Annotated in this window: 21 protein-coding genes; 7 read left to right on the plus strand and 14 right to left on the minus strand. The window is 68.6% G+C overall.

Annotated elements, in window-relative coordinates; all coding sequences use genetic code 11:
- Window positions 1–152: 152 nt before the first annotated feature.
- The 7 genes from LOS78_RS19885 to LOS78_RS19915 all read right to left on the minus strand — a co-directional run bounded on the left by LOS78_RS19885 (window position 153) and on the right by LOS78_RS19915 (window position 9,096).
- Window positions 153–566 carry a cytochrome C-552 gene (locus LOS78_RS19885; RefSeq protein ID WP_230378878.1) on the minus strand — a complete coding sequence of 138 codons (414 nt, stop codon included), beginning with the start codon at window positions 564–566 and terminating at the stop codon, window positions 153–155.
- A gap of 12 nt (window positions 567–578) precedes the next feature.
- Window positions 579–1,862, minus strand: coding sequence for a sulfite oxidase (locus LOS78_RS19890; protein ID WP_230378879.1), 1,284 nt, complete (start codon window positions 1,860–1,862; stop codon window positions 579–581).
- A gap of 154 nt (window positions 1,863–2,016) precedes the next feature.
- Window positions 2,017–2,976, minus strand: a complete 960-nt coding sequence (gene pta / locus LOS78_RS19895) for a phosphate acetyltransferase (protein ID WP_230375333.1) — start codon at window positions 2,974–2,976, stop codon at window positions 2,017–2,019.
- A 4-nt stretch (window positions 2,977–2,980) separates the two neighbouring features.
- A complete protein-coding gene (locus LOS78_RS19900; RefSeq protein WP_230375331.1) occupies window positions 2,981–3,997 on the minus strand; it encodes a YeiH family protein in 1,017 nt (338 codons plus the stop codon).
- A 258-nt stretch (window positions 3,998–4,255) separates the two neighbouring features.
- Complete coding sequence (gene xsc / locus LOS78_RS19905) at window positions 4,256–6,037, minus strand: sulfoacetaldehyde acetyltransferase (RefSeq protein WP_230375329.1); 1,782 nt, start codon at window positions 6,035–6,037, stop codon at window positions 4,256–4,258.
- A 17-nt stretch (window positions 6,038–6,054) separates the two neighbouring features.
- Window positions 6,055–7,707 carry a GMC family oxidoreductase gene (locus LOS78_RS19910; protein ID WP_230378880.1) on the minus strand — a complete coding sequence of 551 codons (1,653 nt, stop codon included), beginning with the start codon at window positions 7,705–7,707 and terminating at the stop codon, window positions 6,055–6,057.
- An 81-nt stretch (window positions 7,708–7,788) separates the two neighbouring features.
- The gene (locus LOS78_RS19915; RefSeq protein WP_028716706.1) at window positions 7,789–9,096 is read right to left on the minus strand and encodes an MFS transporter; all 1,308 of its coding nucleotides are present in this window, start codon (window positions 9,094–9,096) and stop codon (window positions 7,789–7,791) included.
- Between the two features lie 224 nt (window positions 9,097–9,320).
- Between LOS78_RS19915 and LOS78_RS19920 the strand changes: the two genes are divergently transcribed.
- A complete protein-coding gene (locus LOS78_RS19920) occupies window positions 9,321–10,085 on the plus strand; it encodes an IclR family transcriptional regulator (RefSeq protein WP_028716707.1) in 765 nt (254 codons plus the stop codon).
- 6 nt (window positions 10,086–10,091) lie between these two features.
- Here the strand turns inward: LOS78_RS19920 and LOS78_RS19925 are convergent, their stop codons facing one another.
- Window positions 10,092–11,054 (minus strand): substrate-binding domain-containing protein, encoded by a 963-nt coding sequence (locus tag LOS78_RS19925; protein ID WP_230378881.1) that lies wholly within the window; start codon window positions 11,052–11,054, stop codon window positions 10,092–10,094.
- A 272-nt stretch (window positions 11,055–11,326) separates the two neighbouring features.
- On the opposite strand from LOS78_RS19925, the gene LOS78_RS19930 reads away from it, so the two are divergent.
- The 3 genes from LOS78_RS19930 to LOS78_RS19940 all read left to right on the plus strand — a co-directional run bounded on the left by LOS78_RS19930 (window position 11,327) and on the right by LOS78_RS19940 (window position 15,729).
- On the plus strand, window positions 11,327–12,736 hold the full coding sequence (locus tag LOS78_RS19930) for an aldehyde dehydrogenase family protein (protein WP_230378882.1): 1,410 nt from the start codon (window positions 11,327–11,329) through the stop codon (window positions 12,734–12,736).
- Window positions 12,733–14,259 (plus strand): AMP-binding protein, encoded by a 1,527-nt coding sequence (locus LOS78_RS19935; RefSeq protein ID WP_230378883.1) that lies wholly within the window; start codon window positions 12,733–12,735, stop codon window positions 14,257–14,259. Before LOS78_RS19930 ends, LOS78_RS19935 begins: the two co-directional genes overlap by 4 nt.
- A gap of 156 nt (window positions 14,260–14,415) precedes the next feature.
- Window positions 14,416–15,729 carry an MFS transporter gene (locus LOS78_RS19940; RefSeq protein WP_230378884.1) on the plus strand — a complete coding sequence of 438 codons (1,314 nt, stop codon included), beginning with the start codon at window positions 14,416–14,418 and terminating at the stop codon, window positions 15,727–15,729.
- 46 nt (window positions 15,730–15,775) lie between these two features.
- Here LOS78_RS19940 and LOS78_RS19945 read toward each other — a convergent pair whose 3' ends face one another.
- The 6 genes from LOS78_RS19945 to LOS78_RS19970 all read right to left on the minus strand — a co-directional run bounded on the left by LOS78_RS19945 (window position 15,776) and on the right by LOS78_RS19970 (window position 22,231).
- On the minus strand, window positions 15,776–16,726 hold the full coding sequence (locus LOS78_RS19945; protein WP_230378885.1) for an ABC transporter ATP-binding protein: 951 nt from the start codon (window positions 16,724–16,726) through the stop codon (window positions 15,776–15,778).
- Window positions 16,723–17,712 (minus strand): ABC transporter ATP-binding protein, encoded by a 990-nt coding sequence (locus tag LOS78_RS19950; protein WP_230378886.1) that lies wholly within the window; start codon window positions 17,710–17,712, stop codon window positions 16,723–16,725. Before LOS78_RS19950 ends, LOS78_RS19945 begins: the two co-directional genes overlap by 4 nt.
- 3 nt (window positions 17,713–17,715) lie before the next feature.
- Window positions 17,716–18,594, minus strand: coding sequence for an ABC transporter permease (locus LOS78_RS19955; RefSeq protein WP_230378887.1), 879 nt, complete (start codon window positions 18,592–18,594; stop codon window positions 17,716–17,718).
- 3 nt (window positions 18,595–18,597) lie between these two features.
- Window positions 18,598–19,569, minus strand: coding sequence for an ABC transporter permease (locus LOS78_RS19960; protein ID WP_230378888.1), 972 nt, complete (start codon window positions 19,567–19,569; stop codon window positions 18,598–18,600).
- Between the two features lie 18 nt (window positions 19,570–19,587).
- Window positions 19,588–21,180 carry an ABC transporter substrate-binding protein gene (locus LOS78_RS19965; RefSeq protein ID WP_230378889.1) on the minus strand — a complete coding sequence of 531 codons (1,593 nt, stop codon included), beginning with the start codon at window positions 21,178–21,180 and terminating at the stop codon, window positions 19,588–19,590.
- 106 nt (window positions 21,181–21,286) lie between these two features.
- A complete protein-coding gene (locus tag LOS78_RS19970; protein ID WP_230378890.1) occupies window positions 21,287–22,231 on the minus strand; it encodes a LysR substrate-binding domain-containing protein in 945 nt (314 codons plus the stop codon).
- A 105-nt stretch (window positions 22,232–22,336) separates the two neighbouring features.
- On the opposite strand from LOS78_RS19970, the gene LOS78_RS19975 reads away from it, so the two are divergent.
- The 3 genes from LOS78_RS19975 to LOS78_RS19985 are packed head-to-tail and all read left to right on the plus strand — an operon-like array spanning window position 22,337 to window position 25,410.
- The gene (locus LOS78_RS19975) at window positions 22,337–23,971 is read left to right on the plus strand and encodes an amidohydrolase (RefSeq protein WP_230378891.1); all 1,635 of its coding nucleotides are present in this window, start codon (window positions 22,337–22,339) and stop codon (window positions 23,969–23,971) included.
- Between the two features lie 2 nt (window positions 23,972–23,973).
- Window positions 23,974–24,915 carry a GTP-binding protein gene (locus LOS78_RS19980; protein ID WP_028712774.1) on the plus strand — a complete coding sequence of 314 codons (942 nt, stop codon included), beginning with the start codon at window positions 23,974–23,976 and terminating at the stop codon, window positions 24,913–24,915.
- A 60-nt stretch (window positions 24,916–24,975) separates the two neighbouring features.
- Window positions 24,976–25,410 carry a hypothetical protein gene (locus tag LOS78_RS19985; protein WP_230378892.1) on the plus strand — a complete coding sequence of 145 codons (435 nt, stop codon included), beginning with the start codon at window positions 24,976–24,978 and terminating at the stop codon, window positions 25,408–25,410.
- Window positions 25,411–25,548: the final 138 nt, after the last annotated feature.

Here is a 25,548-nt window from a genome sequence, read left to right on the forward strand (position 1 = left end):
AAAACGCCGCCCTTTCTGCAAATCTTTTGTAGATACAATGGCTATTCTTTGTAGCATATCAATATGCTCCGCCATGGCTGCGCAGCAGGCCGCGCCTGTGCGCGGCCTTGCTCGATTCTCGAACCCGGACGACACATCCGCCGCGGCCCTTCCTACCTCTGGGACGAGAAATTGGTCTTGAGATAGGTCAGGATCAGCGCCCTGGTCTCCTCATCGGGCTCGACCATGCCCTGCTCCTCGACCATCCAGGCCCACAGCTCGTCCCAGCGATGGTCGGTGACGCGCTGCTGCTTGATGATCTCGGTCGAATGGCAGGCGACGCATTGGTAATAGGTCTCCTCGGCGCCCTCGCCGTCGGGCAGGCCGCCGAATTCCTCGTTCCCCGCCCGCGCCTCGCCCGCATCCGCCTTGGCACGGATCGCCGTCATCGGGTCGAGCGGATTCGCGCCGGCCGGCCGGCCCGCCAGCGCCTGCATCGGATCGGGCCGCACCTCGGCCGCAGCCAGCCCGGCCCCCAGCACCAGCACGGCCAGAGCGGCGGCAAATGTCTTGATGATTCTGGACATCGCGGCCACCCCTCACGCGACCGCGACCAGCGCGATGCGGTGCTGGATGTTGTTGGCATAGCCGCGCGGGTTCCAGGCCGGGGACAGCGGCGGCTGGCCGATGCCATCCTGGTCGGTGGCCCGCGCCCAGACCTCGTAATAGCCATGCTGCGGCAGGGTCAGCTGCGCGCGCCAGCGCTGCCAGGCAAAGCGGTTCGGCGGCGGCTCCAGCGCGGCCTCCTGCCAGGTCTGGCCGAAATCCAGCGAGACATGCACCGAGGCGACGTCGCCCTTGCCGCACCAGGCATGGCCGCGCACCTCGACCGTCTCGCCCGCCTTCACCTCGGTCCCGGTCTCGGGGAAGGTGACGATGGACTTCACCGGCATCTCGGTCAGCACCACCATGTCCTGCTCGGGCACCTCGGTGCCGGGCGCGACAGGATAGGCCGGGATGCGATAGGAATCGCCGGTCATCTTGGCGCCGTCATGCTCCCTGTCGCGGACCCGGATGCGGTTGAGGTATTTCTGCGAGACCGAGGCCGGATAGCCCGGCACCACCAGCCGCAGCGGAAAGCCGTGCAGCGCCGGCAGCGGCTCGCCGTTCATCGCCCAGGCAATGATCGCATCCTCCTCCAGCGCCTTTTCGATCGGCACGCCGCGCGAGATGACCTCCTGCTCCTCGTCGCCGCTCAGATGCACGTCGTTGCCGTAATGCCCGGTATAGACGGCGCTGTCCTTGACGCCCGCCGCCTTCAGCACGTCGGCCAGCCGCACGCCGGTCCATTCCGGGCAGCCGACCGCGCCGACGGTCCATTGGTTGCCCGAGGTGCCGGGCTGGAAGAAGGCCCGGCCATTGCCGCCGCATTCGATCACCAGCCGCCGGGTGACGGTCTCGAAGCGCGCCTTCAGCGCGTCGATGGTCAGCTCCAGCGGCGTCTCGACCTCGCCGTCGACGGTCAGCGTCCAGCCCTCGGCGTCCTGGTCCAGCGCCGTCTGCGGGACAAGGCCGTTCATGCGGATGAACAGCCGTTCATAGGGCGTGATGTCGTCGTCCAGCAGATGCGCCGGGGTCTCGGCATTCAGCGGCCGGTCGCCCAGCACCACCAGCCCCTGCTTGCCCGCCATCAGGTCGAGGCCGGTGTCCTGGGCCAGCGCAGCGGGCACGAAGCCTGCGGGCAGGTTGCGCTCGAACGGGACGGCCATGCCCAGGATGGTCCCCAGCGCCGTCAGGCCGGTCCTGCCGAGAAAGCGACGCCGCGCGGGGTCCGTCGCATCCGCGGCGCGGGGGGTTTCAGGGTTTCCAGGCTGTTCGGTCATGGCTTCTCCTCCTCTTGGCACGCCCTTTCGGACGCGGCCGGCTGCTTGCGATTGCGGGGCCGATCACCGATCGGTGGCCCGGGTTGAAACGTAACGCGCCAGGATCGAAAAACGTGCAATCATGGGGCAAAATCCGGTTCCGGCTCCGCGCGGCTCATATTTGAGTTTGCATGGCGGTTATTGCTGTTGCATTGACGATATCGTTGACGGAGCATCCTCTGGAGAGGTCGTTTGCTGGTTTGGCGAGGCCCTGGAGGATGGGTCCGATGGCGATGAGGCCGCCCAGGCGCTGGGCGATCTTGTAGCCGATATTGCCCGAGGCCAGGTCGGGAAAGACGAAGACGTTCGGCCGGCCGGTCAGGCGGCTTGCCGGGGCCTTCCTCGCCCGGATCGCCTCGTCCAGCGCCGCGTCGAACTGCAGCTCGCCGTCGACCTCCAGATCCGGGGCGGCGGCGCGGATCAGCGCCAGCGCCTCGCGCAGCCGCCCCAGGCTGGGATGATCGGCCGAGCCGGCGGTCGAGAAGGACAAGAGCGCCACCCGCGGCGTCTCGGCCAGGAGCCGCCGGCAGCTCTCGGCCGCCGACAGCGCGATGGCGGCGAGCTCGGCCGCGTCGGGCTGGATCACCAGCCCGCAATCGGCAAAGATCATGCCGCCCCGGACCGGCGCCCCGGGCCCGCAGGACAGCATCAGGAAGAAGCTCGACACGATCCCGGCATCGGGGGCCCGGCCGATGACCTGCAGGGCCGCGCGCACCGTGTCGGCGGTGGTGGCGACCGCGCCGCCCACCGTGCCGTCGGCCTGGCCCAGCCGCACCCGCATCGCCGCCTGGCGGATCGGGTCGCGCATCTCGGAAAGCGCGCGTTCGGCGGTCATGCCCTTGGCGGCGCGCAGCCGGTGCCAGTGGTCGGCCAGCTCGGCCAGGTCGGGCGCGCCCGCCGGGTCTATGCGGCCCACGCCGGGGATCTCGGGCCCGCCCAGCAGGGTGACGCGGGCCAGCCCCTCGGCCACCAGCCGGCGGGCGGCCTCGGCGACGCGCGGGTCCCCGCCCTCGGGCAGGATGATGTGGCGGTCCAGGGCCTTCGCGGCCTCGTGGATGCGCTCGAGCGGTTTCATGGCACTACCCCCAGAAATGCAGGCCGGCGACGACGAAGACGCCCAGGAACACGGTCTCGGCCACGATCAGCGCGATGGCGCCGCCCCCGACCTCGAGCATCCTGCCGAGCGAGGTCTTGATGCCGACCGCGGCGATCGAGATCAGCAGCGCCCAGCGGGAAAGCTGCCCGGCAAGCGCCGAGACCGGCTGCGGGATCAGCCCGGCGCTGTTCAGCGCCGCCAGCGCCAGGAAGCCCAGCACGAAGCCCGGCAAGAGCGGCGGCGCCTTGCCGCCCCCGGCATCGGCCAGCCCGCGCGCCCGGATCGCCAGCGAGAAGCACAGCACCACCGGCGCCAGCATCGAGACGCGGATCAGCTTGACCAGCGTCGCGGTCTCGCCGGCCTCGGGGCCGACCGAGAAGCCGGCGCCGACCACCTGGGCCACGTCGTGGATGGTGCCGCCCAAAAAGACGCCGCTGTCGCGCGCCGTGAAGCCGAAGGCGTTCGACAGCATCGGGTAGAGCACCATGGCCAGGGTCGAGAGCACGGTGACCGAGAGCACGGTGAAGACCAGGTCGCGCTCGGATTTCTCGTGCCGGGGCAGGACCGCGGCGATGGCCATGGCCGCCGAGGCGCCGCAGATCGCCACCGCGCCGCCGGTCAGCAGCGCGAAGCGCCAGCCGCGGCCGACGAGGCGGGTGGCGAGGAGCGCGAAGAGGATGGTCAGCACCACCCCCGCGACCACCAGCGCGATGGCGCGCGGCCCCAGCCCGCTCAGCATCTCGACCGAGATCCGCGCGCCGAGCAGCGCCACCCCGAGCCGCAGCACGGTGCGGGCGGTGAAGGCGATGCCGGGCGCGGTGCGGGTGCCCTCCTCGGCCAGGAAGTTCAGCGCCAGGCCCAGGAGCAGCGCCAGCAGCATGGCCGGGGCGCCGTAATGGTCCGACAGGAACTGCGCCGTGGCCGCGACCAGCGCCGAGACCGCGAAGCCCGGGAAGGCCTCGCCGAGCAGGCTGCGCGAAGGGATCAGGGTGGTCATCATCGTCGTCACCGGGATGCGGGGATGGGGCCGGGGCGGGGGCCGCGCCGGGTCGTCGTCGGAAGGGCGTCATGCGCCCCGGGAGAGGGCCTCATGGGCGGGTGTGTCCGGCGGTCCTGCGGTCCTTCCCGGCCGCCGAGGGGGGCGCTGCCCCCCTCGCGCTTGCCCGGCCCCCTCGACGGGGCCCGGCAAGCGCCCCCCGGAGTATTTGGGAAACGGTGAAAGCCAGGGGGCGCCGGCGCCCTGCGCCGCCTTTCCGCGTCAGGCCGCGCCCTTTTGCGGGCGCATGTCGGCCGGGTCGATGCCGGCCACCACCACCGGCTTCTTCATCGCGTCGCGGCGGAAGGGCTCGCCCAGCTCCTGGTTCAGCAGCACCTCGATGAAGGTGGTCTCGCCGTCCCGCATCTGCCGCTCGACCGCCTCGTGCAGGGCCGCGGTCAGCTCCTCCTGCGACTTGACCTGCACGCCGACGAGCCCGCAGGCCCGGGCGATGCCGGCATAGGAGGTGTCGCGGTCGAGCTCGGTGCCGACGAAGTTGTTGTCGTACCACAGCGTCGTGTTGCGCTTTTCCGCGCCCCATTGGTAGTTGCGGAAGATCACCATGGTGATCGCCGGCCAGTCCGCGCGCCCGCAGGCGGTCATCTCGTTCATCGAGATGCCGAAGGCGCCGTCGCCGGCAAAGCCGATCACCGGCACCTCGGGATTGCCGATCTTGGCGCCCAGGATCGCCGGGAAGCCGTAGCCGCAGGGACCGAAGAGCCCCGGCGCCAGGTATTTGCGCCCGGCCTCGAAGCTTGGATAGGCATTGCCGATGGCGCAGTTGTTGCCGATGTCCGAGCTGACGATCGCCTCCTTCGGCACCGCCTGCATGATCGCCCGCCAGGCCTGGCGCGGGCTCATCAGCCCGGCGTCGCGGACCCGCGCCTCGGCGTTCCATTCGGTGCCCGGATCGTCCTCCTCGTGGTCGAGGCTCGAAAGCTCCTGCGCCCAGCGGGACTTGGTCTGCGCGATGAGATCCTTGCGTTCCTGCCGTCCGGCATCGCCCGCCGCGGGGGCGAGCTGCGCCAGGACGGCGCGCGCCACCTTGGCCGCATCGCCCTGGATGCCCACCGTGACCTTCTTGGTCAGGCCGATGCGGTCGGCATTGATGTCGACCTGGATGATCCTGGCCTCCTTCGGCCAGTAGTCGATGCCGTAGCCCGGCAGGGTCGAGAACGGGTTCAATCGCGTCCCCAGCGCCAGCACCACATCGGCCTTCTGGATGATCTCCATCCCGGCCTTCGAGCCGTTGTAGCCCAGCGGCCCCATGGCCAGCGGGTGGCTGCCCGGGAAGCTGTCATTGTGCTGGTAATTGCTGCAGACCGGCGCATCCAGCCGCTCGGCCAGCTTCACCAGATCCGGGATCGCCCCCGACAGCACCACCCCGGCGCCCGACAGGATGACCGGGAAGCTGGCCTCGCTGAGCAGCCTTGCCGCCTCGGCCACCGCCTGCTCGCCGCCCGCGGGCCGCTCGAAGGCCACCACCTGCGGCAGTTCCACGTCGATCACCTGGGTCCAGAAGTCGCGCGGGATGTTGATCTGCGCCGGCGCCGAGTTGCGCCAGGCCTGCATGATCACCCGGTTCAGCACCTCGGGGATGCGGCTCGCGTCGCGCACCTCCTCCTGGTAGCAGACGCAATCGGCAAAGAGCCGCATCTGCTCCATCTCCTGGAAGCCGCCCTGGCCGATGGTCCGGTTCGCCGCCTGCGGCGTCACCAGCAGAAGCGGCGTGTGGTTCCAGTAGGCGGTCTTCACCGGCGTCACGAAGCCCGTCACCCCGGGGCCGTTCTGCGCGATCGCCATCGACATCTTGCCGGTCGAGCGCGTGAACCCGTCCGCCATCAGACCCGCATTCGTCTCATGCGCGCAATCCCAGAACCTGATCCCAGCCTTCGGAAACAGATCCGACACAGGCATCATCGCAGAGCCGATGATCCCGAAAGCATGCTCGATCCCGTGAAGCTGCAATACCTTAACAAAAGATTCCTCAGTCGTCATTCGCATGGCTGTTTCCTCGTCCTTCAGGCGGCTTTGTCGATACCGGCGCGGGGTCCCGCGCCGGTTTCGGCGCGACGGTCGTCAAGGACCATGCGCGCCAGCTTGGCGCCGATCATCATCGCGGGCGCATTGGTGTTGCCCGAGACGATCTCGGGCATGATCGAGCAATCGGCCACCCGCAGGCCGCGGATGCCGCGCACCCGCAGACGCGGGTCCACCACGGCGCGCGCGTCCGCGCCCATGCGGCAGGTGCCGGTTGGGTGGTAGATCGTGGTCGAGTTCATCCGCGCCCAGGCCAGCACCTCGTCATAGCCCTGCACCTTGGCGGTTGGCCGGAACTCCTCGGAAATGGCGGATTTCAGCGGCTCGGTGCGCGCCAGCTTGCGGGCGATCTCGATGCCGGCGACCAGCGTGTCGCGGTCGGTCTGAGTGGCCAGGTAGTTCGGCTCGATCAGCGGCGCCTCCAGCGGATCGGCCGAGCGCAGCGTGATGGTGCCGCGGCTTTCCGGGCGCAGCTGGCAGACCGATTGCGTGAAGGCCGAGAAGGGATGCACCCCCTCGCCGGGGCTGTCGGCAGACCAGGGCTGGATGTGGAACTGGATGTCGGGCGTCGCCAGCCCCGGCCGGGTGCGCAGGAAGCCGAAGACCAGGCTGGCCGCCATGGTCATCGGCCCGCTGCGGAACAGCGCGTATTCCAGCCCGATCCGCGCCTTGTTCATCAGGCTGCGCACCTCGTCGTTCAGCGTCGCCTCGCGGCATTTGAACACCAGCCGGGCCTGCAGGTGGTCCTGCAGGTTGCGGCCGACCTCGGGCGCGTCATGGGCGACCGCGATGCCGTGGTCGCGCAGATGCGCGGCATCGCCCACGCCCGAGAGCATCAGGATCTGCGGCGAGCCGATGGCGCCGGCACACAGGATCACCTCGCGCGCGGCGCGGATCACCTGGCGGCTGCCGTCGGGGCGCCGGATCTCGACCCCGGTGGCGCGGCCCTGCTCGATCACCACGCGGCGCACCTGGGCGTTGGTGACGACCCGCAGGTTCTGCCGGTGGCGGATCGGCTTGAGGAAGGCGACCGCCGCCGAGCAGCGCCGGCCCTTGTCCACGGTCAGCTGGAAATGGCCGACGCCGTCCTGCACCGGGCCGTTGTAATCGGGGTTGTAGGGGATGCCGTTGGCCTTGGCCGCCTCGATCCACAATTCGCAGATGCGGCGGCGCAGGCGCGGGTCCGAGACCTGCAAGGCGCCATGCGTGCCGCGCCCCTCGCCCTCGCCGCGCTGAAAGGTTTCCAACTCCTCGAAGATCGGGCCGACCTCGCGCCAGGACCAGCCCTCGTTGCCCATCTGCGCCCAGTGGTCGTAATCCTCGCGCTGGCCGCGGACATAGAGCAGCCCGTTCAGCGAGGACGAGCCGCCCAGAACCTTGCCGCGCGGCCAGTGCAGCGAACGGCCGTTCAGCCCCGGATCGGGCTCGGTCTCGTAGCACCAGTCGAAGTCCGGGTTATGCATGGTGCGGAAATAGCCGACCGGGATATGGATCCAGGGGCTCGAGTCGCGGTTGCCGGCTTCCAGCAGGGTGACGCGGATCGCGGGATCGGCGGACAGCCGGTTGGCGACGACGCAGCCCGCCGAACCCGCGCCCACGACCACATAATCCGGCAACTCTGATTCATGGCTCATGATTTCATCCCTTGCGGGGCGGTTGCGCCCCCGAATTCCTGAAGGTCGCGGGCGGCCCGGGGCGGGCCGCCCGGCATGTGCTCAGCGGCGCTCGCGCCGGCCGATGAGAATGGCGCAGAGCATCGAGACCAGCCCGGCAAAGACCACATAGGCGCAAAGCCAGAACGGATCGTTGTCGTTCGCCGCCATCAGCCAGGTGGCGATCATCGGCGTGATGCCCGAGGCGAAGATGCCCGAGAACTGGTAGACGAAGGACACGCCGGTATAGCGCACGCTGGGATCGAACAGGTCCGAGAACAGCGCCGCCTCGGGGCCGTAGCACATCGGGTAGACGATGCCGAAGGGCAGCACGATGCCCAGCACCACCAGCAGCGGATCGCCCGAGGACATCAGCGCAAAGGCCGGGAACACGCTCAGCGCCAGCAGGGCCGAGCCCATCGCATAGGTCCGCGGCCGCCCGACCCGGTCCGACAGCCGGCCGAAGAACGGGATGCAGACCACCATCACGATGGCCGCGCCGCAGACCGTCCATAGCGCGAAGGACCGCTCCATCCCCACATATTTCGTGAGGTAGAGGATCGAGAACACCGCAAAGACGTTGAAGAACACGCCGTCGATATAGCGCGCACCCATGCCCAGCGTGACATTGCCCGGATAGCGCTTGATCATGTCGACGAAGGGCAGGCCCTGGTCCTTGGCCCGCGATGCCGCCTTGGCCTTCTTGAACTCGGGGCTTTCGCCGATATTGCTGCGGATCCAGGTGCCCAGCAGCACCAGCACGATCGAGGCGACGAAAGCGGTGCGCCAGCCCCAGGCCATGAAGGCCTCGTCCGGCAGCATGGTCAAGAGCGCCATCACGCCCGAGGCCATGAACAGGCCCAGCGACAGGCCGATCTGCGGGATCGAGGCGTAGAAGCCGCGCTTGTGCTCGGGCGCGAATTCATAGGCCATCAGCACCGCCCCGCCCCATTCGCCGCCGATGCCGATGCCCTGCGCCACCCGCAGCAGCAAAAGCAGGATCGGCGCCAGGATGCCGATCTGGTCATAGGTCGGCAAAAGGCCGATCAGCACGGTGGCGCCGCCCATCAGCAACAGCGTGATGACCAGCATGGTCTTGCGGCCGATGCGGTCGCCGAAATGGCCGAAGACCAGCCCGCCCAGCGGCCGGGCGACGAAGCCCACCGCGAAGGTCGCATAGGCCAGCAGCACCGAGATCGTCGGGTCGTCGGCCGGAAAATACAGCTTGTTGAAGACGATGCCGGCGACGACGCCGTAAAGAAAGAAATCGTACCACTCGATGGTCGATCCCACGAGGCTTGCGAAGACCACCTTCTTGACATCGTGCTCCCGGTCGCCAAACGCGTTGGCGCCAGCGGTTGTGACCGCCATGACATCCTCCCTGATGCTGCGACGTTGTTCGATTGTTCAGCTGTGCCCCGGCAAACTCCTCCTTTTGCCGGCGGACCCACGTTGCCCCAGCCTGCCGAGTCATGTCAAAGTATTTTTGGTAGTACTGCTCTCATTTTTATATATCCATGTTTCACAGCCGGCGGTTGGAGCGGCGCCGGCAACCATGTAGAGTCGGGTCGGGTAAACGACGGAAACAGCCGATCATGACGAGTATCCAGGACAAGTCCGCCCTGCCGCCGAGCTTCCGGAATCTGCAGATTCTCGAGGTTCTTGCCAGCGAGGGCCGGCCCCTGACCGCGACCGAGATCAACGCCTCGCTGAACCTGCCGGTGCCGACCATCCACCGGCTGGTCGGCAATCTGGAAGCCGAGGGCTTCCTGAGCCGCGACATCGACGGGCGCAGCTATCAGCCGGGGCCGAAGCTGCGGCAGATGATGCAGGGCGTGATCCGCTTCTGGCACCAGAACCTGCCGCAGCGCGACGTGTTGATTCGGCTGAACCAGCGCCTGGGCGAGACCTGCAACCTGTCGATCCCCGACGGCGACGCGATGCTCTATATCGACCGGGTCGAGACGCATTGGCCGCTGCGCATCCAGCTTCACATCGGCTCGCGCGTGCCGCTGCACGCCACGGCGGCGGGCAAGCTCGCCCTGTCGCAGATCAACGACGGCAGGCTGGAACGCTATCTGAAACGCGCCGAGCTGCGGGCCTATACGGCGCAGACACTCACCGATCCGGACCGGCTGCGCGAAGAGCTGCGCCAGATCCGGCAGCAGGGCTATTCGACCGATACCGGGGAATTCGTGCCCGGCATGATCGCCATGGCCGTGCCGGTGCTGGACCGCTCGGGGCAGATGATCGCCACCGTGTCCTTCCACGCCCCGGTGCAGCGGCTGACCCTGGACGAGGGGCTGAAATACCTGCCCGACCTGCGCGCGGCGGCCGAGGAACTGGCCGAGTTGATGTGAGGGGCGTCAGGGCCGGATCATCTCGGCGGCGATGCCGGTGCTGGTGCGCATGATCAGCTCCAGCTCGGCGCGGCTGCGAATCATGAAATCGGCATCCGGGCGCCCGATCGCCTCGACGATGGCCTGCCCGGCCGAAATGCCGATCTGCTGCGCCGGGATCCGCACCGTGGTCAGCGCCGGCTCCATCTGCGCCGAGCCGGCGAAATCGCCGATGCCGATCACCGACAGGCTGGCGGGGATCGCGATCCCCAGCCGTGCCGCCGCGTAGATGGCCCCCTGCGCGATCACGTCATTGGCGCAAAGCAAGGCGCTCGGCCGGTCCTCGCCGGCCAGCAGCTCCAGGCAGGCGGCCTTGGCCTGGGCGATGCTGTAGGGCACCTCGACCTGCCAGCGGTCCTGCAATTCGATCCCGGCGGCGCGGAACACCGCCGTCGCCGCCGTCTTGCGGTCCCGCGCCCGGTCGTTGTCGAAGGTGGCGGGAAAGACCATGCCGATGCGGCGATGTCCCAGCGCCACCAGATGCTCGGCCGCCAGCCGCCCCGCCTCGCGATTGTCCACGCCGATGCAGGGCAGCGGCGAATCCGCCAGGTAGTTCCAGATCGCCAGCAGCGGCACGCGCTGCTCGGCGATCAGCCGGAAGGTGCCGGGGCTGTGGTCCAGCCCGACCACCGCCAGCGCATCGACCCGGTGCTCCAGCAGCTTGCGGACCAGCCGGTATTCGCTGTCCAGGTCGTAGCCATGCGAGGCCAGCAGCAGGGTGAAGCCCTGCGCGCTGACCGTGTCGTTGAAGGCCTGCACCACCTCGGCGAAGATGGTATTGGCGACGGTCGGCACCACCAGCCCGATGGTGGCGCTGCGCTTGCCGTGCATGGCCTGCGCGGCGCGGTTGCGGATATAGCCGGATTTCTCGACCGCCAGCTCGACCTTCTTGCGGGTCGCCGGATGCACCAGGTCGGGGTGATTCATCACCCGCGACACCGTGGCAGGTGAAACGCCTGCAAGCTTTGCGACGAAAACAATATCGGGCTTAATCATCGGATTTTCTGGATATAATTTTATCAATCATGGGAGTTAATGAAAACATTTGCAAGACTGTTTTCATCGCCTAAGGTCGAAGATCACGGCAAGAGGAAGCCGTGCCAGACCAACATTGCAGACATGGTGAGACCCGGTTTCCCGGGCCGCTGATCCATTCACCTTCCCGGCGGGCAGCCTGCCGGGAACCGGAGCAAGTGACAGGTATGAACATCTCGAACGATATTCTCTCGGTCGACGCGGCGATGGCGCGGGCGCGCAGCGCGCAGGCCGGATACGAGGCGCGGGGCAGCCAGCGCCGCTATGACCGCGCCGCCCTGGCCGCCGGCTGGGCGATCATGCAGCCCGAGCGCAACCGGCAACTGGCCGAGCTGGCGGTCCGCAGCACCGGGCTTGGCAATGTCGCCGACAAGATCGTCAAGAATCACCGCAAGACCCTGGGCCTTTTGCGCGACATCCGCGGCGTGGCCACGCATGGCATCCTGTCCGACGACCCCGAGACCGGCATCACCGAGATCGCCCGGCCCATCGGCGTGATCGGCGCGGTGGTGCCCTCGACCAACCCGGCGGCGACGCCCGCGAACAACATCATCAACGCGCTGAAATGCGGCAATGCCATCCTGCTGTCGCCCTCGCCCAAGGGCGTGGCCTGCTGCGAGATGCTGCTGGGCTTCATCCACGCCGAATTCGACCGCATCGGCGAGGATCGCGACCTCGTGCAGATGCTGCCGGGCCAGGGCAGCAAGGCCAAGACCCAGCGCCTGCTGGAGACCGCCGACCTGGTGGTGGTGACCGGCAGCCAGGACAACGTGCGCCGCGCCTATGAAAGCGGCACCCCAGCCATCGGCGTCGGCGCCGGCAATGTCGCGGTGATCGTGGACGAAACCGCCGACCTGGCGGCGGCGGCCGGCAAGATCGCCGCCTCGAAGACCTTCGACAGCGCCACCTCCTGCTCGTCGGAAAACGCGCTGATCGTGGTCGATGCGGTCTACGACGCCTTCCTGGCCGCGCTGGCGGCCGAGGGCGGTGCGGTGCTGCCGCCGTCCGAGGCGACGGGCATCGTTGCCCGGCTCTGGCAGGACGGGCACATGAACCGCGAGATCATCGCCCAGGATGCCGCGGTGATGATCGACAAGCTGGGACTGGCCGGCAAGGTCCCGACCGGCACCCGTCTGATCGCGGTCGAGACCGAGGGCATCGGTCCCGATCATCCGCTGTCGGGCGAAAAGCTCAGCCGCATCGCCGCGCTCTACCGCGCCCGCGATTTCGGCCATGCGGCCGAGCTGGCGCGGCGCATCCTGCTGCATCAGGGGGCGGGCCATTCGGTCGGGCTGCATTCGCGCGACACCGGCCGCCCGATCTGGCTGGGCCGCGAATTGCCGGTCTGCCGGGTCATCGTCAACCAGGCGCATTGCTTCGCCACCGGCGGCGCCTTCGACAACGGGCTGCCCTTCTCGCTGTCGATGGGCTGCGGCAGCTGGGGCGGCAATTCCATCGACGCCAACCTGAACTGGCGGCATTTCATGCAGCGCACCCGCGTCGTGCGGCCGATCCCGCCGCGCGAGCCGGCGCTGGACGAGATCTTTGGCGACTACTGGCAGGAGGTCGGGCAATGAGGCTGGACCCGCACCATCCGCCGCAAGGCACCGTCCGCGACTGGCTCGACATCCGCGCCGCCGTGCGGGGCGACACCACCAGCCACATCTTCCCCGGCGACGGCGGCGCGCTGACCTGGCGCGAGTTGCGGGACGAGGCCGCCCGCATCGCCGGGCACCTGGCCGGGCTGGGCCTGTCCTGCGGCGACAGCGTGGCGCTGATGATGCCCAACGGCCGCAATGCGGTGCTGGGCCTGTTCGGCGCGCTCTACGGCGGCTTTCGCGCCACGTTGATCAACCTGGTCGCCGGGGCCGAGGCCGTCGGCTATGCGCTGTCGCATTCCGGCGCCCGGGCGCTGCTGCTGGATCCGGGCCAGCGCGGGCTGCTCGACAGCGCGCTGGCCGCCCATCCCGTCGAGCCCATGGTCATCGAGGCCGGGGACGGCTTCGGCTGGCCCGCTGGCTGCGAACCGGCGCCGCCGCATCCGCATGGCGCGGGGCACGACGCGCTGCTGATGTATACCTCGGGCACCACCGGCCGGCCCAAGGGCGTGCTGCACAGCCATGCCAGCCTGCTGGCCGGCGGTTGGACCACCGCGCTGGCGCATGAGCTTTGCCCCGAGGACCGGGCGCTCTGCGTGCTGCCGGTCTATCACATCAACGGGCTTTGCGTGACCATCCTGGCGCCGCTGCTCTCGGGCGGCTCGGTGGTGGTCTGCGAGCGTTTCTCGGCCAGCCAGTTCTGGGGCCTTTGCGAGCGGCACGGGGCCAGCTGGTTCTCGGTCGTGCCGACGATCATCTCGCATCTGCTGCATGGCGAGGGCGCGCCGTCGCCCGAGGCCCGGGCGCGGCTGCGCTTCGGCCGCTCGGCCTCGGCGGCGCTGGCGCCCGAGGTGCAGTCGGGCTTCGAGCGCCGCTTCGGCATTCCCATCGTCGAGACCATGGGCCTGACCGAGACCGCGGCGCAGATCCTGTCGAACCCGCTGCCGCCGGGCCAGCGCAAGATCGGCTCGCCCGGCCGGGCGGTGGGCAACCAGGTGGCGATCCTGTCGCCCGACCTGCGTCCGCTGCCGCCGGGCGCCGAGGGCGAGATCGCAGTGCGCGGGCCCAATGTCATGCGCGGCTATCTGGGCGACCCGGTCGCGACCGCCGCCGCGCTGACCGCGGACGGCTGGCTGCGCACCGGCGACCTGGGCCGGATGGACGCGGAGGGTTACGTCTTCGTCACCGGCCGCCTGAAGGAGCTGATCATCAAGGGCGGCGAAAACATCGCCCCGCGCGAGATCGACGAGGCGCTTTACACCCATCCCGACGTGATCGAGGCCGCGGCCTTTGCCCGCAAATGCGCCCGCTATGGCGAGCGGGTCGAGGCGGCCGTCACCCTGCGCCCCGGCTCGGCGCTGCAGCCGCCCGAGCTGATCTCGATCTGCCAGCAGCGGCTGGGGGCGTTCAAGTCGCCCGAGGTGATCCACCTGCTGGCCGAGCTGCCCAAGGGCCCCTCGGGCAAGATCCAGCGCCTGAAGCTGGCGCAACTGACGCAATAGCGCCCCCAGGGCAGGAAGGAGGTGTGATTCCCAAGAACCCGGCCCGGCGTCCGGAGCCCAAAGACCCGTCGGAGGAGGGCGGGACTTCAACAGGGGACCCCGCAACGGGCCGCAAACGGACGTGCCAACACATCCAGCATAATCCAGGGAGGAGACATGCTAAGGCTTACCCGATTCAGGACGACGGACCGGGTTCTGTTCGTCATCTGCCTGATGTATCTGGTCACCTATATCGACCGGGTCAACATCAGCACCGCCGCCCCCGCCATGCAGGCCGAACTGGGCCTGACGAATTTCGAGCTGGGGCTGGCGTTTTCCGCTTTCGCCTATCCCTATGCGCTGTTCCAGATCCTTGGCGGCCGTCTGGGCGACCGGCTGGGGCCGCACAAGACGCTGATCATCTGCGGCACGGTCTGGTCGGCCGCGACGGTGATGATCGGCTTCGTCGAGGGCGCGGTGTCGCTGATCATCGCGCGCGTGCTTCTGGGCATGGGCGAAGGCTCGGCCTTTCCGACCGCCACCCGGGCGCTCTCGAACTGGATGCCGGCCGAAAAGCGCGGCTTCGCGCAGGGCATCACCCATGCCTTCGCGCGCTTCGGCAATGCGCTGACCCCGCCGCTGATCGCCTTCCTGATCATCGCGCTGTCCTGGCGGCATGCCTTTGTCATCGTCGGCCTGATCAGCTTCCTGTGGGTGGCGCTGTGGTGGTGGTATTTCCGCGACGATCCCCGCAGCCACAAGGGCATCACGCCCGAAGAACTGGAGGCCCTGCCCGACCAGAAGATCGTGGGCGAGCGCAAGACCCTGCCCTGGGGCCGGCTGCTCAAGCGCATGTTGCCGGTGACGATCACCGATTTCTGCTATGGCTGGACGCTGTGGCTGTTCCTGAACTGGATCCCGTCCTATTTCCTGCACCAGCACGAGCTGGACCTGAAGAAATCCGCCATCTTCGCGGCCGGCGTCTTCCTGGCCGGGGTGGTGGGCGACCTGGCGGGCGGCTGGCTCAGCGACGGCATCCTGCGCCGCACCGGCAACGTGTCGCTGGCGCGGATCAGCGTCATCATCCTGGGCTTCCTTGGCGCCTTCGCCTGCATGCTGCCGGTGATGTTCTCGACCGATCTGGTCACCGTGGCGATCAGCCTCAGCGCGGCCTTCTTCTTCGCCGAGTTGATCGTGGCGCCGATCTGGGCCACGCCGATGGATATCGCGCCGCAATATTCCGGCACCGCCAGCGGCTTCATGAACTTCGGCTTCGGGCTGGCCGGGATGATCTCGCCCATCGTCTTCGGGCTGATCATCGATCTGACCGGGCGCTGGGACCTGCCCTTCGCGGCCTCGCTGGTCCTGCTGCTGGTGGGCGCGGCCTGCGCGCTGCTGATCCGCCCGGACCGCCCGTTCCGCGACGATCCCGCCGATGACGACGAAGGTCTCGGATGCGATCCGCAGCTGGCCGCCGCGGTGTCGAAATGACGAAAGGGGCCTGCCCCGGCGGCAGGCCCCTTTTCCCGGCCGGCCGTCAGGCCAGATGGCAGGCGACCGCCTGCCCGGCGGCGACTTCGCGCAGGGCCGGCATCCGCTGCCGGCAATCCTCGACCGCGATCGGGCAGCGCGAGGCGAAGCGGCAGCCTTTCGGCAGGTTGACCGGGCTGGGCGGGTCGCCCTGCAGCCGCGCGCCGCCGCCCCGCCGCCGATGCTCGGGCGCGAGCGAGGGCGCGGCGGCGATCAGCGCCTGGGTATAGGGATGGCGCGGCGCGGCGAAGATCTGCGCCGCCGGCGCCTTTTCCACGATCTGGCCCAGATACATCACCGCGATCTCGTCGCAGATATGGCGCACGACGCCCAGGTCGTGGCTGATGAACAGATAGGTCAGCCCGGTCTCGCGCTGCAGGCGGCGGATCAGGTTCAGGACTTGCGCCTGCACCGCCACGTCCAGCGCCGAGACCGGCTCGTCGAAGACGATCAGGTCGGGCTTGGTCGCCAAGGCCCGCGCCAAGCCGATCCGCTGCCGCTGCCCGCCGGAAAACTGGTGCGGGTAAAGCGACTTCAGCTCGGGGCGCAAGCCGACCTGGGCCAGCAGCTCCTCGACCCGCGCGTCGCGGCCGGAGGGCTCGCCCAGGCCCAGCAGGTCCATGGGCTGGCGGATGATCCGCCCGACCCGCTCGCGCGGATTGAGCGACGAGAACGGGTCCTGGAACACCATCTGGAAGCGCGGCCGGGCGCGGCGCAGCTCCTCGCCTTCGATGCGGCTGATGGGCGTGCCGTCCAGGTCGATCTCGCCGCCGGTGATCGGGGCAAGGCGCATCACCGCCAGCGCCGTGGTGGTCTTGCCCGAGCCGGATTCGCCGACGATGCCCAGCGTCTGGCCGCGTTGGATGTCGAAGCTAACCCCGTCCACCGCATGGACGGTGCCGCCCTTCGCGGTGGGGAAATGCACCTTGAGGTCGCGGACGGAAAGAAGCTGGGTCATGCCGGGACCTCGCGGGATTCAAGCTGGATGCAGGCGGCCGAATGGTCGCCGGTCATGGCGATATGGCGGGGCTGGGCGGCGTGGCAGGCGTCGACGGCCAGCGGGCAGCGCGGCGCGAAGGCGCAGCCGCGGCCCAGGTCGGTCAGCGCCGGCACGATGCCGGGGATTTCCGGCAGATCGGCATCCGGGTCGGCATCGACGCGCGGGATGCTGGCCAGCAGGCCGCGCGTATAGGGATGGCCGGGATCGTCCAGCACCGCATCGGCCGGGCCGCGCTCGATGACGCGGCCGGCATACATGACCGCGACCTTGTCGGCCATTTCCGCCACCGCGCCCATGTCATGGGTGATCAGGACGATGGCGGTGCCGGTCTTTTGCCGCAGCTCGTCCAGCAGGCCGAATATCTGCGCCTGCACGGTCACGTCCAGCGCCGTCGTCGGCTCGTCCGCGATCAGCAGCTTCGGCTCGCAGGACAGCGCCATGGCGATCATCACCCGCTGGCGCATGCCGCCGGAAAGCTGGTGCGGATAGGCACGCGCGCGCAGTTCCGGCTCGGGGATGCCGACGGCGCGCAGCATGTCCACGGCGCGGGCGAAGGCGGCCTTGGGGCTGACCTTCTGGTGCAGGCGCACCGCCTCGGCGATCTGCTCGCCGCAGGTGAAGACCGGATTGAGCGAGGTCATCGGCTCCTGGAAGATCATCGCAATGTCGCCGCCGCGGATCTTGCGCATCTCGGACTGGCGCAGCTTGGTCAGGTCGCGGCCCTGGAACAGGATGCTGCCGCCGACCACCTTGCCGGGGGGCGAGGGGATCAGGCCCAGCACCGACAGCGCGGTCATGCTCTTGCCGCAGCCGGATTCGCCGACGATGGCCAGCAGCTCGCCCGGGGCGACGCTGAAGGACACGTCGTCCAGCACATGGGCCACGCCGCGCCTTGTGGCGAAATCGACCTTGAGGTTGCGGATGTCCAGAACGGGTTCGGTCATGGCTCAGCGCTCCCTCATCCGGGGGTTGAAGGCGTCGTTCAGCCCGTCGCCGACCAGGCTGACGCCCAGCACGGTCAGGAAGATCATCGCCCCGGGCAGCGTCACCACCCACCAGGCGTCCAGCAGGTATTCCCGGCCCGAGCCGATCATCAGCCCCCAGGACATGACGTTCGGGTCCGAGAGGCCGAGGAAGCTGAGCCCGGCCTCGAACAGGATCGCCATGCCGATGGTCAGCGTGGCCGAGACGATCAGCGGCGGCAGGGCGTTGGGCAGGATCACGCGCCAGATGATGTTGCCGTTGCCCGCGCCGATGGCGCGCATGGCGCTGACATATTCCAGCGTGCGGATGCGGCGGAACTCGGATCGGGTCAGCCGCGCGGTCTGCGGCCAGCTGACGATGCCGATGGCCAGCGCCACGTTCACCAGCGTCGGCTGGAACAGCGTGACGACCACCATGGCGAACAGCAGCGGCGGCAGGACCTGGAAAAACTCGGTGACGCGCATCAGCATGTCGTCGACGAGGCCGCCGTAGAAGCCGGCATAGGCGCCGATCAGCACGCCGATCAGCATGGTGATCAGTGCCGCGGCAAAGCCCACGGCCAGGGTGGCGCTGCCGCCCTCGATCAGCCCGGCCAGGATGTCGCGGCCGAGATTGTCGGTGCCCAGGGGGATGGTGGCCTCTTCGCCCGGCGGCGTCAGCGGTGCCCAGACGATCTCGAATGGGTCGACCTGATAGAGGAAGGGGCCGGCAAAGGTCATCAGGATGACCAGCCCCAACAGCGCCAGGCCCAGCATGGCCGAGGGGCTGCGGCGAAAGATGTCCCAGGCTTCGGCCATGGGACCGCGGGCGGCTGGAACCGTGGTTCTGGCGGGCGCGGTCATGACTCAGCGACCTCCGGCAAGGCGCGGGTCCAGCAGGCGCGACACGAAGTCGGTCAGCAGGTTCGCGATGATGACGATCAGGGTGGAGAAGAACAGGATGCCCAGCACGGTCGGATAGTCGCGCGCCAGGATCGACTGGAAGGCCAGCGTGCCCAGGCCCGGCCAGCTGAACACCGTCTCGACCAGCACGGCGCCCGAGATGATGGCGCCGAACTGCATGCCCGCGACGGTCACGACCGGCAGAAGCGCGTTGCGGAAGGCGTGGCGGCCGAAGACCTGCCGCTCGCTGACGCCCTTGGCGCGGGCGGTGCGGATATAGTCGGCGCCCAGCACTTCCAGCATCGAGGCGCGGGTCAGCCGGCTGTATTGCGCCAGATAGACCAGCCCAAGCGTCAGCGCCGGCAGCACAAGATGATGGGCGATGTCCAGCGCCCGGACCAGCGGGCCGCCCTGTTTCACCACGTCGATCATGCCGGCGATGGGAAACAGCGGGATGGTGGCGCCGAACAGGATCACCAGCATCAGCCCGGTCCAGAACACCGGCGCCGAATAGCCGACCAGCGACAGCACCGTGACCACCGCCGAGGCGATGCCGCGCGGGTTGCGCGAGGCGAGCATCCCGAGCCGCGTGCCAACGATCAGCGCGAAACCCAGCGCGGTCGCCACCAGAAGCAGCGTCGGTCCCAGCCGCGACAGGATCAGATCGACCACCGGGCGGTTGTAGAAATAGGACATGCCCAGGTCGCCCTGCAGCGCGCGGCCCAGATACAGCGCCAGCTGCGTCGGCAGCGGCTTGTCGAGCCCGTATTGCTGGCGGATCGCGGCCATGACCTCGGCGCTGGCGCCGCCCATCTCGCCGGCGATGACCTCGGCCGGGTCGCCGGGGGCGAGCTGGATCAGCAGGAAGTTCAGGACAAGGACAGCAAGGATCAGGGCGGCCGCATAAAGCAGCTGCCGCAGGATAGGTCGAAACATCGGGATTGCCTCCGCCGGTTACTGCTTCAGCCAGACCTCATCCATCGGCCCCATCGCGCCCCAGATCGAGACGGGCGGGTTCTGCACGGCCTGCGAATAGACCGTGTGATAGGGCACTTCGTTGATGAAATGGATCGGGATGTCGGTGGTGATCTGCTTGAACGCCTGGGCGTAAAGGTCTTTGCGCTTGGCCAGGTCCGGCTCGACCCCCGCTTCGTTCATCAGCTGGTCCACGCCTTCGTTGCAATATTGCTGGGTGTTGGACCAGATGATCCCCTCGCGGATGTTCGAGCACAGATAGGTCCGGTTCACGCCGATCACCGGGTCGCCCCAGTTGAACACCTGATCCATGGTCATGTCGAAGTCATACGAGGCCACGCGCTGCGCCCAGGTCGGGAAATCGGGCGAGGCGCGCACGGCGACCTCGACCCCGACCTTGGCCAGCGCCGCCTTGACATATTCGGCGATGGCGCGCTGCTGTTCCTCGTTGTCGGGGATGTAGTCGATGCGCAGCTTCAGCGTCTTGCCGCCCTCGCCGAAACCCGCCTCGGCCAGCAGGGCCTTGGACTTGTCGAGGTCGAAGTCGTAATGCTCGACCTCCTCGGTAAAGAAGGGGCTGCCCTGCACGACCGGCTCGATCGCGGGCTTCGACAGGCCGGAATGCAGCGCCTTGGTGATGAAATTGCGGTCGATGGCATGGGCGATGGCCTGACGCACGCGCACATCCGACAGTCCGGGGCTTTTGGTGTTGAAGGCCAGCCAGTTCACCGGGCCGATGCCGGCATAGCCCTGATCGGTCACGGTCAGGCCGCCGGACTTCTGCAGCCGCCGGATCAGCCGGGTCGAGTCGAGCAGCGGGAACATCTGTGCCTCGCCCGATTCCAGCGCCAGCACGCCCGAGTTGGCGTCCTGGTATTGCCGGATCACGATGCGGTCCAGATAGGGCTTCCCCTCCAGGAAGAAGCCGTCATAGCGTTCAAGGATGATGTGCTGGCCCGGCTCGAAGGCAGTCACCTTGAACGGGCCCGAGCCCACGGGCAGATTGTTCTTGGGGTTCGACTTGATGTCCTGGCCGTCGTCGAAGACATGCTTCGGCAGGATCGGCGTCAGCGCCGAGGACAGCACCAGCAGGATCGCCGGATGCGGCTGCTTCATGCGGATCACCACGGTCTGCGGATCGGGCGCCTCGAAGGCCTCGACCGGTTCCAGCATGCTGGAAAACGGGTGGTTCTCCTTGACCACGCCCAGCGACCAGATCACGTCCTCGGCGGTGATCGGCTGGCCGTCGTGGAAGGTGGCGCCGCCGCGCAGCTTCAGCGTCAGCACCTTGCTGTCATCGCTGAACTCCCAGCTTTCGGCCAGGTAGGGCTGCGGGGTGAAATCCTCGCCATAGCGCAGCAGCGTGGCGAAGATCTGCGCCGCCGGCACGCCGGTGGCGATGCCCGATTGCACGGCGGCGTTCAGGTGGCGCGGCTTCTGCACCGAGGCCACGACCAGCGTGCCGCCCTGCTGCGCCTCTTGCGCAGAAAGCGCGGGGGCGGTGGCGATCGCGGCCAGCGCCACGGCACCGGCCAGCAGGAAACGACGCGAAAAGGCGGGGGGAAGGGTCATCTGGTTCTCCGTGTTGGGCGCGCGCCGAATTCTGCGTTGACGCTGCGTCCTTATGGATCGGTCATCGGCAGGCTTTGCGGCAAATGCATTTTTGCGCCCGAATTCCTCAGAAATCCTGTGGAAGGTAGGGCCGCACGAAGGCGCGGTCGAATTCGCCGCGCATCGCCTGCATCTCGCAAGTGGCGATGATCGCTTCGCAAACCGGGGTCAGCTGCACGTCGCGCCGGGTCAGAACCCCGGCGCGCGGCGCGTCGTGCTCGCCGGCCAGCGGCAGGCGCACCAGGTCGCCGCGGGCATAGGTCTGCTTGCTCATCGGGCGGATGTTGAAGATGCCGTAGCACATGCCGGCCGCGATCAGCGCCCGCATCATGTCGGTCGAGCGCGCCGAATAGACCACGTTCGGCTTGAGCCCGCGCGTCGCGAACAGGTCCATCAGGTAGCGCCGCGACAGGTCCAGGTCCAGCACCACCAGCGGCTCGGGCGCCAGCTGCTCCAGCGTGACGAAGCGGCCGCTGGCCAGCGGATGCGCCGCCGGCAGCGCGGCATGGGGGTGGCCGACGAAAAGCGGCAGGAATCGATAGGCCAGCTCGTTCATCAGCCCGTAGCAGAAGGCGAAATCGGCGTCGCCCGTATCGACGGCACGCACCACCTCCTCCCAGTTGCCCTCCATCACCTCGATCATCAGGTTCGGATAGCGTTCGCGCACCTCGCACAGGATCGTGGGCAGCAGGATCGGCGCCAGCGGCGTGAAGCAGGCGATGCGGGCGGTGCCGTCGATGCGCTGCTCCAGGTCGGCGATCTTGCCGTCGAAGCGCGCCTGCGCCACCAGCAGCAGCCGGATCTCGTCGATGATCTTGCGCCCGAAGCTCGTTGGCCCGATCCCGCGCGAGGGCACGCGGGCAAAGACCGGCTGGCCCAGCTGCGCCTCGACATGGTCGATGGCGGCGGCGATGGACGAGGGCGAGACCGCCAGCGCCTCGGCCGCGGCGGTGATCGACTGGTGCCGCTCGGCCGCCTCGATATAGCGCAGGTGCTTCAGGGTGTAATGCATCCGACCCTCAGGAAAATAGCGGAAATCCCGCGCAATTATGCATTTCACGCAGGATGTTTGTCACGGCTAATCTGCCCGCGACGCCGCATCCGACGGAGAAATTGCATGATCCCGACCGTTTTTTCAGCACGCCGCATCATCACCATGGACCCGTCGCGGCCCGAGGCGACGCATGTGATGGTGTCCCATGACGGGCGCATCCTTGCCGTCGGCGGCCCCGAGGACATGCAGGACCGGGGCGAGCTGCACCACGACGACCGATTCGCCGACAAGGTGCTGATGCCCGGTTTCGTCGAGGGCCATGCCCATATGATGGAAGGCTCGGTCTGGCGCTTCACCTATCTGGGGCATTACGACCGCGTGGCCCCGGACGGGCGGCTGTGGCAGGGCGTCACCAGCACCAACGCGCTGGTCCAGCGCCTGCGCGACCGCGCCGAGGAACTGGGGGACGGGCCCGTCGTCGGCTGGGGCTTCGATCCGCTTTTCGTGCCGGGCGACCGGCTGTCGCGGCTGGACCTCGACCGGGTCTCGACCACGCGGCCGGTGGTGGTGCTGCATTCCAACATGCACCTGCTGACCGCCAACAGCGTGGCGCTGGACCTGGCCGGCTATGACGAGAACACCGACGTGCCCGGCGTCATCCACACCGAGGACGGCGAATTGCACGGCGAGCTGCATGAGATGGGCGCCATGTTCCCGGTCATGCGCCGGGTCGGCGCCAGCTTCCGCGCCATGGGCGGCGATCCCGAGGCGATCTGGAACTTCGCGCGCTCGGCCTGCCGGGCGGGGGTCACCACCTCGACCGACCTGCTGAACGAGCTGGCCGAGGAGACGCTGGCCGACCTGTTCGCCACCACGGCCGAGGCCGGCTATCCCTTGCGGCTGGTGCCGATGCTGTCGGCCATGGCGCTGCCACCCGCGGCGGTGGCGGCGCGGGCGAAGGAGCTGCGGGCGCGCTCGACCGACCGGGTGCGGCTGGGCGGGGTCAAGATCGTCACCGACGGCTCGATCCAGGGCTTCACCGCGCAACTGCTGGCCCCGGGCTATCATCGCGGCACCGACAACGGCATCTGGAACATCGCCCCCGAGGCGCTGAACGCCATGGTGGACGATCTGAACCGCCAGGGCATCCAGATGCATATCCATGTCAACGGCGACGGCGCCAGCCTTGCCGCCATCGAGGCGCTGGAGGCGGCGCTGGCCGGGCATTTCCGCCCCGACCACCGCCATGTGCTGCAACATTGCCAGATGGCCGACCGGGCGCAACTGCGCCGCATCGCCGCGCTGCAATGCTGCGTGAACCTGTTCGCCAACCACCTGTATTATTTCGGCGACAAGCATTACGAGATCACCATCGGCCCCGAGCGCGCCTGCCGCATGAACCCCTGCGCCAGCGCGCTGGAGATGGGCATTCCGCTGGCCATCCATTCCGACGCGCCGATCACGCCGCTGGCGCCGCTGGTCACCGCCTGGTGCGCGGTCAATCGCCGAACCGACAGCGGCCGGCAGCTGGGCACGTCCGAGCGCATCCCGCTGGAGGCGGCGCTTTACGCCATCACCCTGGGCGCCGCCCATACGCTGAAGCTGGACGGCGAGCTCGGCTCGGTCGAGGTCGGCAAGCGCGCCGATTTCGCCGTGCTCGAGGACGATCCGCATACCCTCGGCCCCGAGCACCTGCGCGAGGTCCGGGTCTGGGGCACCGTCTTCGGCGGCAGGCCGGTCGCGGCCGGGTCGTTCTGACCATGGCCGCGCCGCTGCCCGTCAACCTGCTCTGCGGCTATCTGGGCGCGGGCAAGACCACGCTGCTGAACCGGCTGCTGGACCGGCAGGGCGAGCGCATTCTGGTCATGGTCAACGATTTCGGCGACATCGCGGTCGATGCGGCACTGATCGCCGGCCGCTCGGCCGACACGATCCAGCTCAGCAACGGCTGCATCTGCTGCTCGATGGGCGGCGGGCTGTTCGACGCCTTCGAGCGGGCGCTGAGCCTTCGCGACCGGGTGGACCGGCTGGTGATCGAGGCCAGCGGCGTGGCCGAGCCGCAGCGGCTGGCCGCCTTTGCCCTGGCCGAGCCCGAGCTGGACTGCCGGGCGGTGGTGGCGGTTGTCGATCCGCAAAGCCTGGCCGAGCGGCTGGCCGATCCCCGGATCGGCAGGGTTGCGGAAAGCCAGATCCGCGGCGCCGACGCCGTGTTCCTGTCGCGCGCCGACATCGCCGGCCGCGCTGCGCTGCGCCGCGCGGCGCGGCTGGTCGCCCGGCTCAACCCGCTGGCCAGCCAGCATCTGGCGGTGGACGGCGGCTTCATGCAGGCCTTGGCGACGCCCCATGACGGCCGCAGCCTAGTGGCCCTGGCCCCGGACCGCGACCATGGTCGGCTGTTCGCCAGCCGCATCATCGGGATTTCCCCACCCCCGGACCGCGAAGGGCTGGCCGCAATCATCGCGCGGCATGGGCGCGCCATCCACCGCTTGAAGGGCTATGTCCGCCTGCCCGACGCGGAGCGCCCGCATCTGCTGCAGCTGGCCGCGGGCGTGCTGGCGCTGGAACCGGCCGAGGCGCCCGAAGGCATGGCCATGAACCGGCTGGTCGCCATCGCGCCGGATGCAGAGGCTCTGGCGCGGCTGGCCGCCGAGCTCGAAGGGTTCGGCATCTCCTTCGGCACGAACTCCTTGGCGCGCCGCTGATGCGCGCCTTCGCCGGTTCCCGGCAGAAACCAGGCCAGCAGCCCGGCCAGCGTCGACGCCATGGCTCTCCGTCAGGCCGCCCAGGATCGCCGTCGCGACGAATTCCGGCTCGGCCTGCTTGCCGGGAAGCAGCGGAGCAAGGATATCGAAAATGGTCGGGCTCGGCATCCACCGCGAACTGCCGCAGCAGGCGATGCGATGCACCGCACCCGCCCCTTGCCGGGCAACTTGCGACGGCGGCAGTGCGTCGAAGTCGATCTTCGACATGCCGAGGAGGATTTCGACATGACGATCCGCATCTCCGCCGCGCCTTCGGACAAGTCCACCATCTGGCGCAAGATCGGCCCGGTCAAACGCCTGCTGGTCGCGGCACCAGGCAGGCCGCATGCCGAGGTCCAGCATCCCAGCGAATTGTCGCCCGGCGATTGCCCGGCCTATAGCGCCGGCACCCACCGGGAAAGCGGGCTTTGCGGGGCGGTCCATCAGCGCCAATGATGGCGATCTGCCGGCGCATAGGCCGATGGCGCGGGCGTGGTGCTGTTGCCGGATTTCATCCGGGCGGAACACTTGTGCAGCGGCCGATCGGGGCCGATCCTGCCCGACTGGACGCCGCCGCAGATGTCGCGCCAGTCG

Source organism: Paracoccus sp. MA, assembly GCF_020990385.1.
Lineage (GTDB): Bacteria > Pseudomonadota > Alphaproteobacteria > Rhodobacterales > Rhodobacteraceae > Paracoccus.

Excerpts from the sequence above, each read along its gene's own strand:
- LOS78_RS19885 (WP_230378878.1), bottom strand. The coding sequence starts at position 566 with ATGTCCAGAATCATCAAGACATTTGCCGCCGCTCTGGCCGTGCTGGTG.
- LOS78_RS19890 (WP_230378879.1), bottom strand. The coding sequence starts at position 1,862 with ATGACCGAACAGCCTGGAAACCCTGAAACCCCCCGCGCCGCGGATGCG.
- pta (WP_230375333.1), bottom strand. The coding sequence starts at position 2,976 with ATGAAACCGCTCGAGCGCATCCACGAGGCCGCGAAGGCCCTGGACCGC.
- LOS78_RS19900 (WP_230375331.1), bottom strand. The coding sequence starts at position 3,997 with ATGATGACCACCCTGATCCCTTCGCGCAGCCTGCTCGGCGAGGCCTTC.
- xsc (WP_230375329.1), bottom strand. The coding sequence starts at position 6,037 with ATGCGAATGACGACTGAGGAATCTTTTGTTAAGGTATTGCAGCTTCAC.
- LOS78_RS19910 (WP_230378880.1), bottom strand. The coding sequence starts at position 7,707 with ATGAGCCATGAATCAGAGTTGCCGGATTATGTGGTCGTGGGCGCGGGT.
- LOS78_RS19915 (WP_028716706.1), bottom strand. The coding sequence starts at position 9,096 with ATGGCGGTCACAACCGCTGGCGCCAACGCGTTTGGCGACCGGGAGCAC.
- LOS78_RS19920 (WP_028716707.1), top strand. The coding sequence starts at position 9,321 with ATGACGAGTATCCAGGACAAGTCCGCCCTGCCGCCGAGCTTCCGGAAT.
- LOS78_RS19930 (WP_230378882.1), top strand. The coding sequence starts at position 11,327 with ATGAACATCTCGAACGATATTCTCTCGGTCGACGCGGCGATGGCGCGG.
- LOS78_RS19935 (WP_230378883.1), top strand. The coding sequence starts at position 12,733 with ATGAGGCTGGACCCGCACCATCCGCCGCAAGGCACCGTCCGCGACTGG.
- LOS78_RS19940 (WP_230378884.1), top strand. The coding sequence starts at position 14,416 with ATGCTAAGGCTTACCCGATTCAGGACGACGGACCGGGTTCTGTTCGTC.
- LOS78_RS19945 (WP_230378885.1), bottom strand. The coding sequence starts at position 16,726 with ATGACCCAGCTTCTTTCCGTCCGCGACCTCAAGGTGCATTTCCCCACC.
- LOS78_RS19950 (WP_230378886.1), bottom strand. The coding sequence starts at position 17,712 with ATGACCGAACCCGTTCTGGACATCCGCAACCTCAAGGTCGATTTCGCC.
- LOS78_RS19955 (WP_230378887.1), bottom strand. The coding sequence starts at position 18,594 with ATGACCGCGCCCGCCAGAACCACGGTTCCAGCCGCCCGCGGTCCCATG.
- LOS78_RS19960 (WP_230378888.1), bottom strand. The coding sequence starts at position 19,569 with ATGTTTCGACCTATCCTGCGGCAGCTGCTTTATGCGGCCGCCCTGATC.
- LOS78_RS19965 (WP_230378889.1), bottom strand. The coding sequence starts at position 21,180 with ATGACCCTTCCCCCCGCCTTTTCGCGTCGTTTCCTGCTGGCCGGTGCC.
- LOS78_RS19970 (WP_230378890.1), bottom strand. The coding sequence starts at position 22,231 with ATGCATTACACCCTGAAGCACCTGCGCTATATCGAGGCGGCCGAGCGG.
- LOS78_RS19975 (WP_230378891.1), top strand. The coding sequence starts at position 22,337 with ATGATCCCGACCGTTTTTTCAGCACGCCGCATCATCACCATGGACCCG.
- LOS78_RS19980 (WP_028712774.1), top strand. The coding sequence starts at position 23,974 with ATGGCCGCGCCGCTGCCCGTCAACCTGCTCTGCGGCTATCTGGGCGCG.
- LOS78_RS19985 (WP_230378892.1), top strand. The coding sequence starts at position 24,976 with ATGGCTCTCCGTCAGGCCGCCCAGGATCGCCGTCGCGACGAATTCCGG.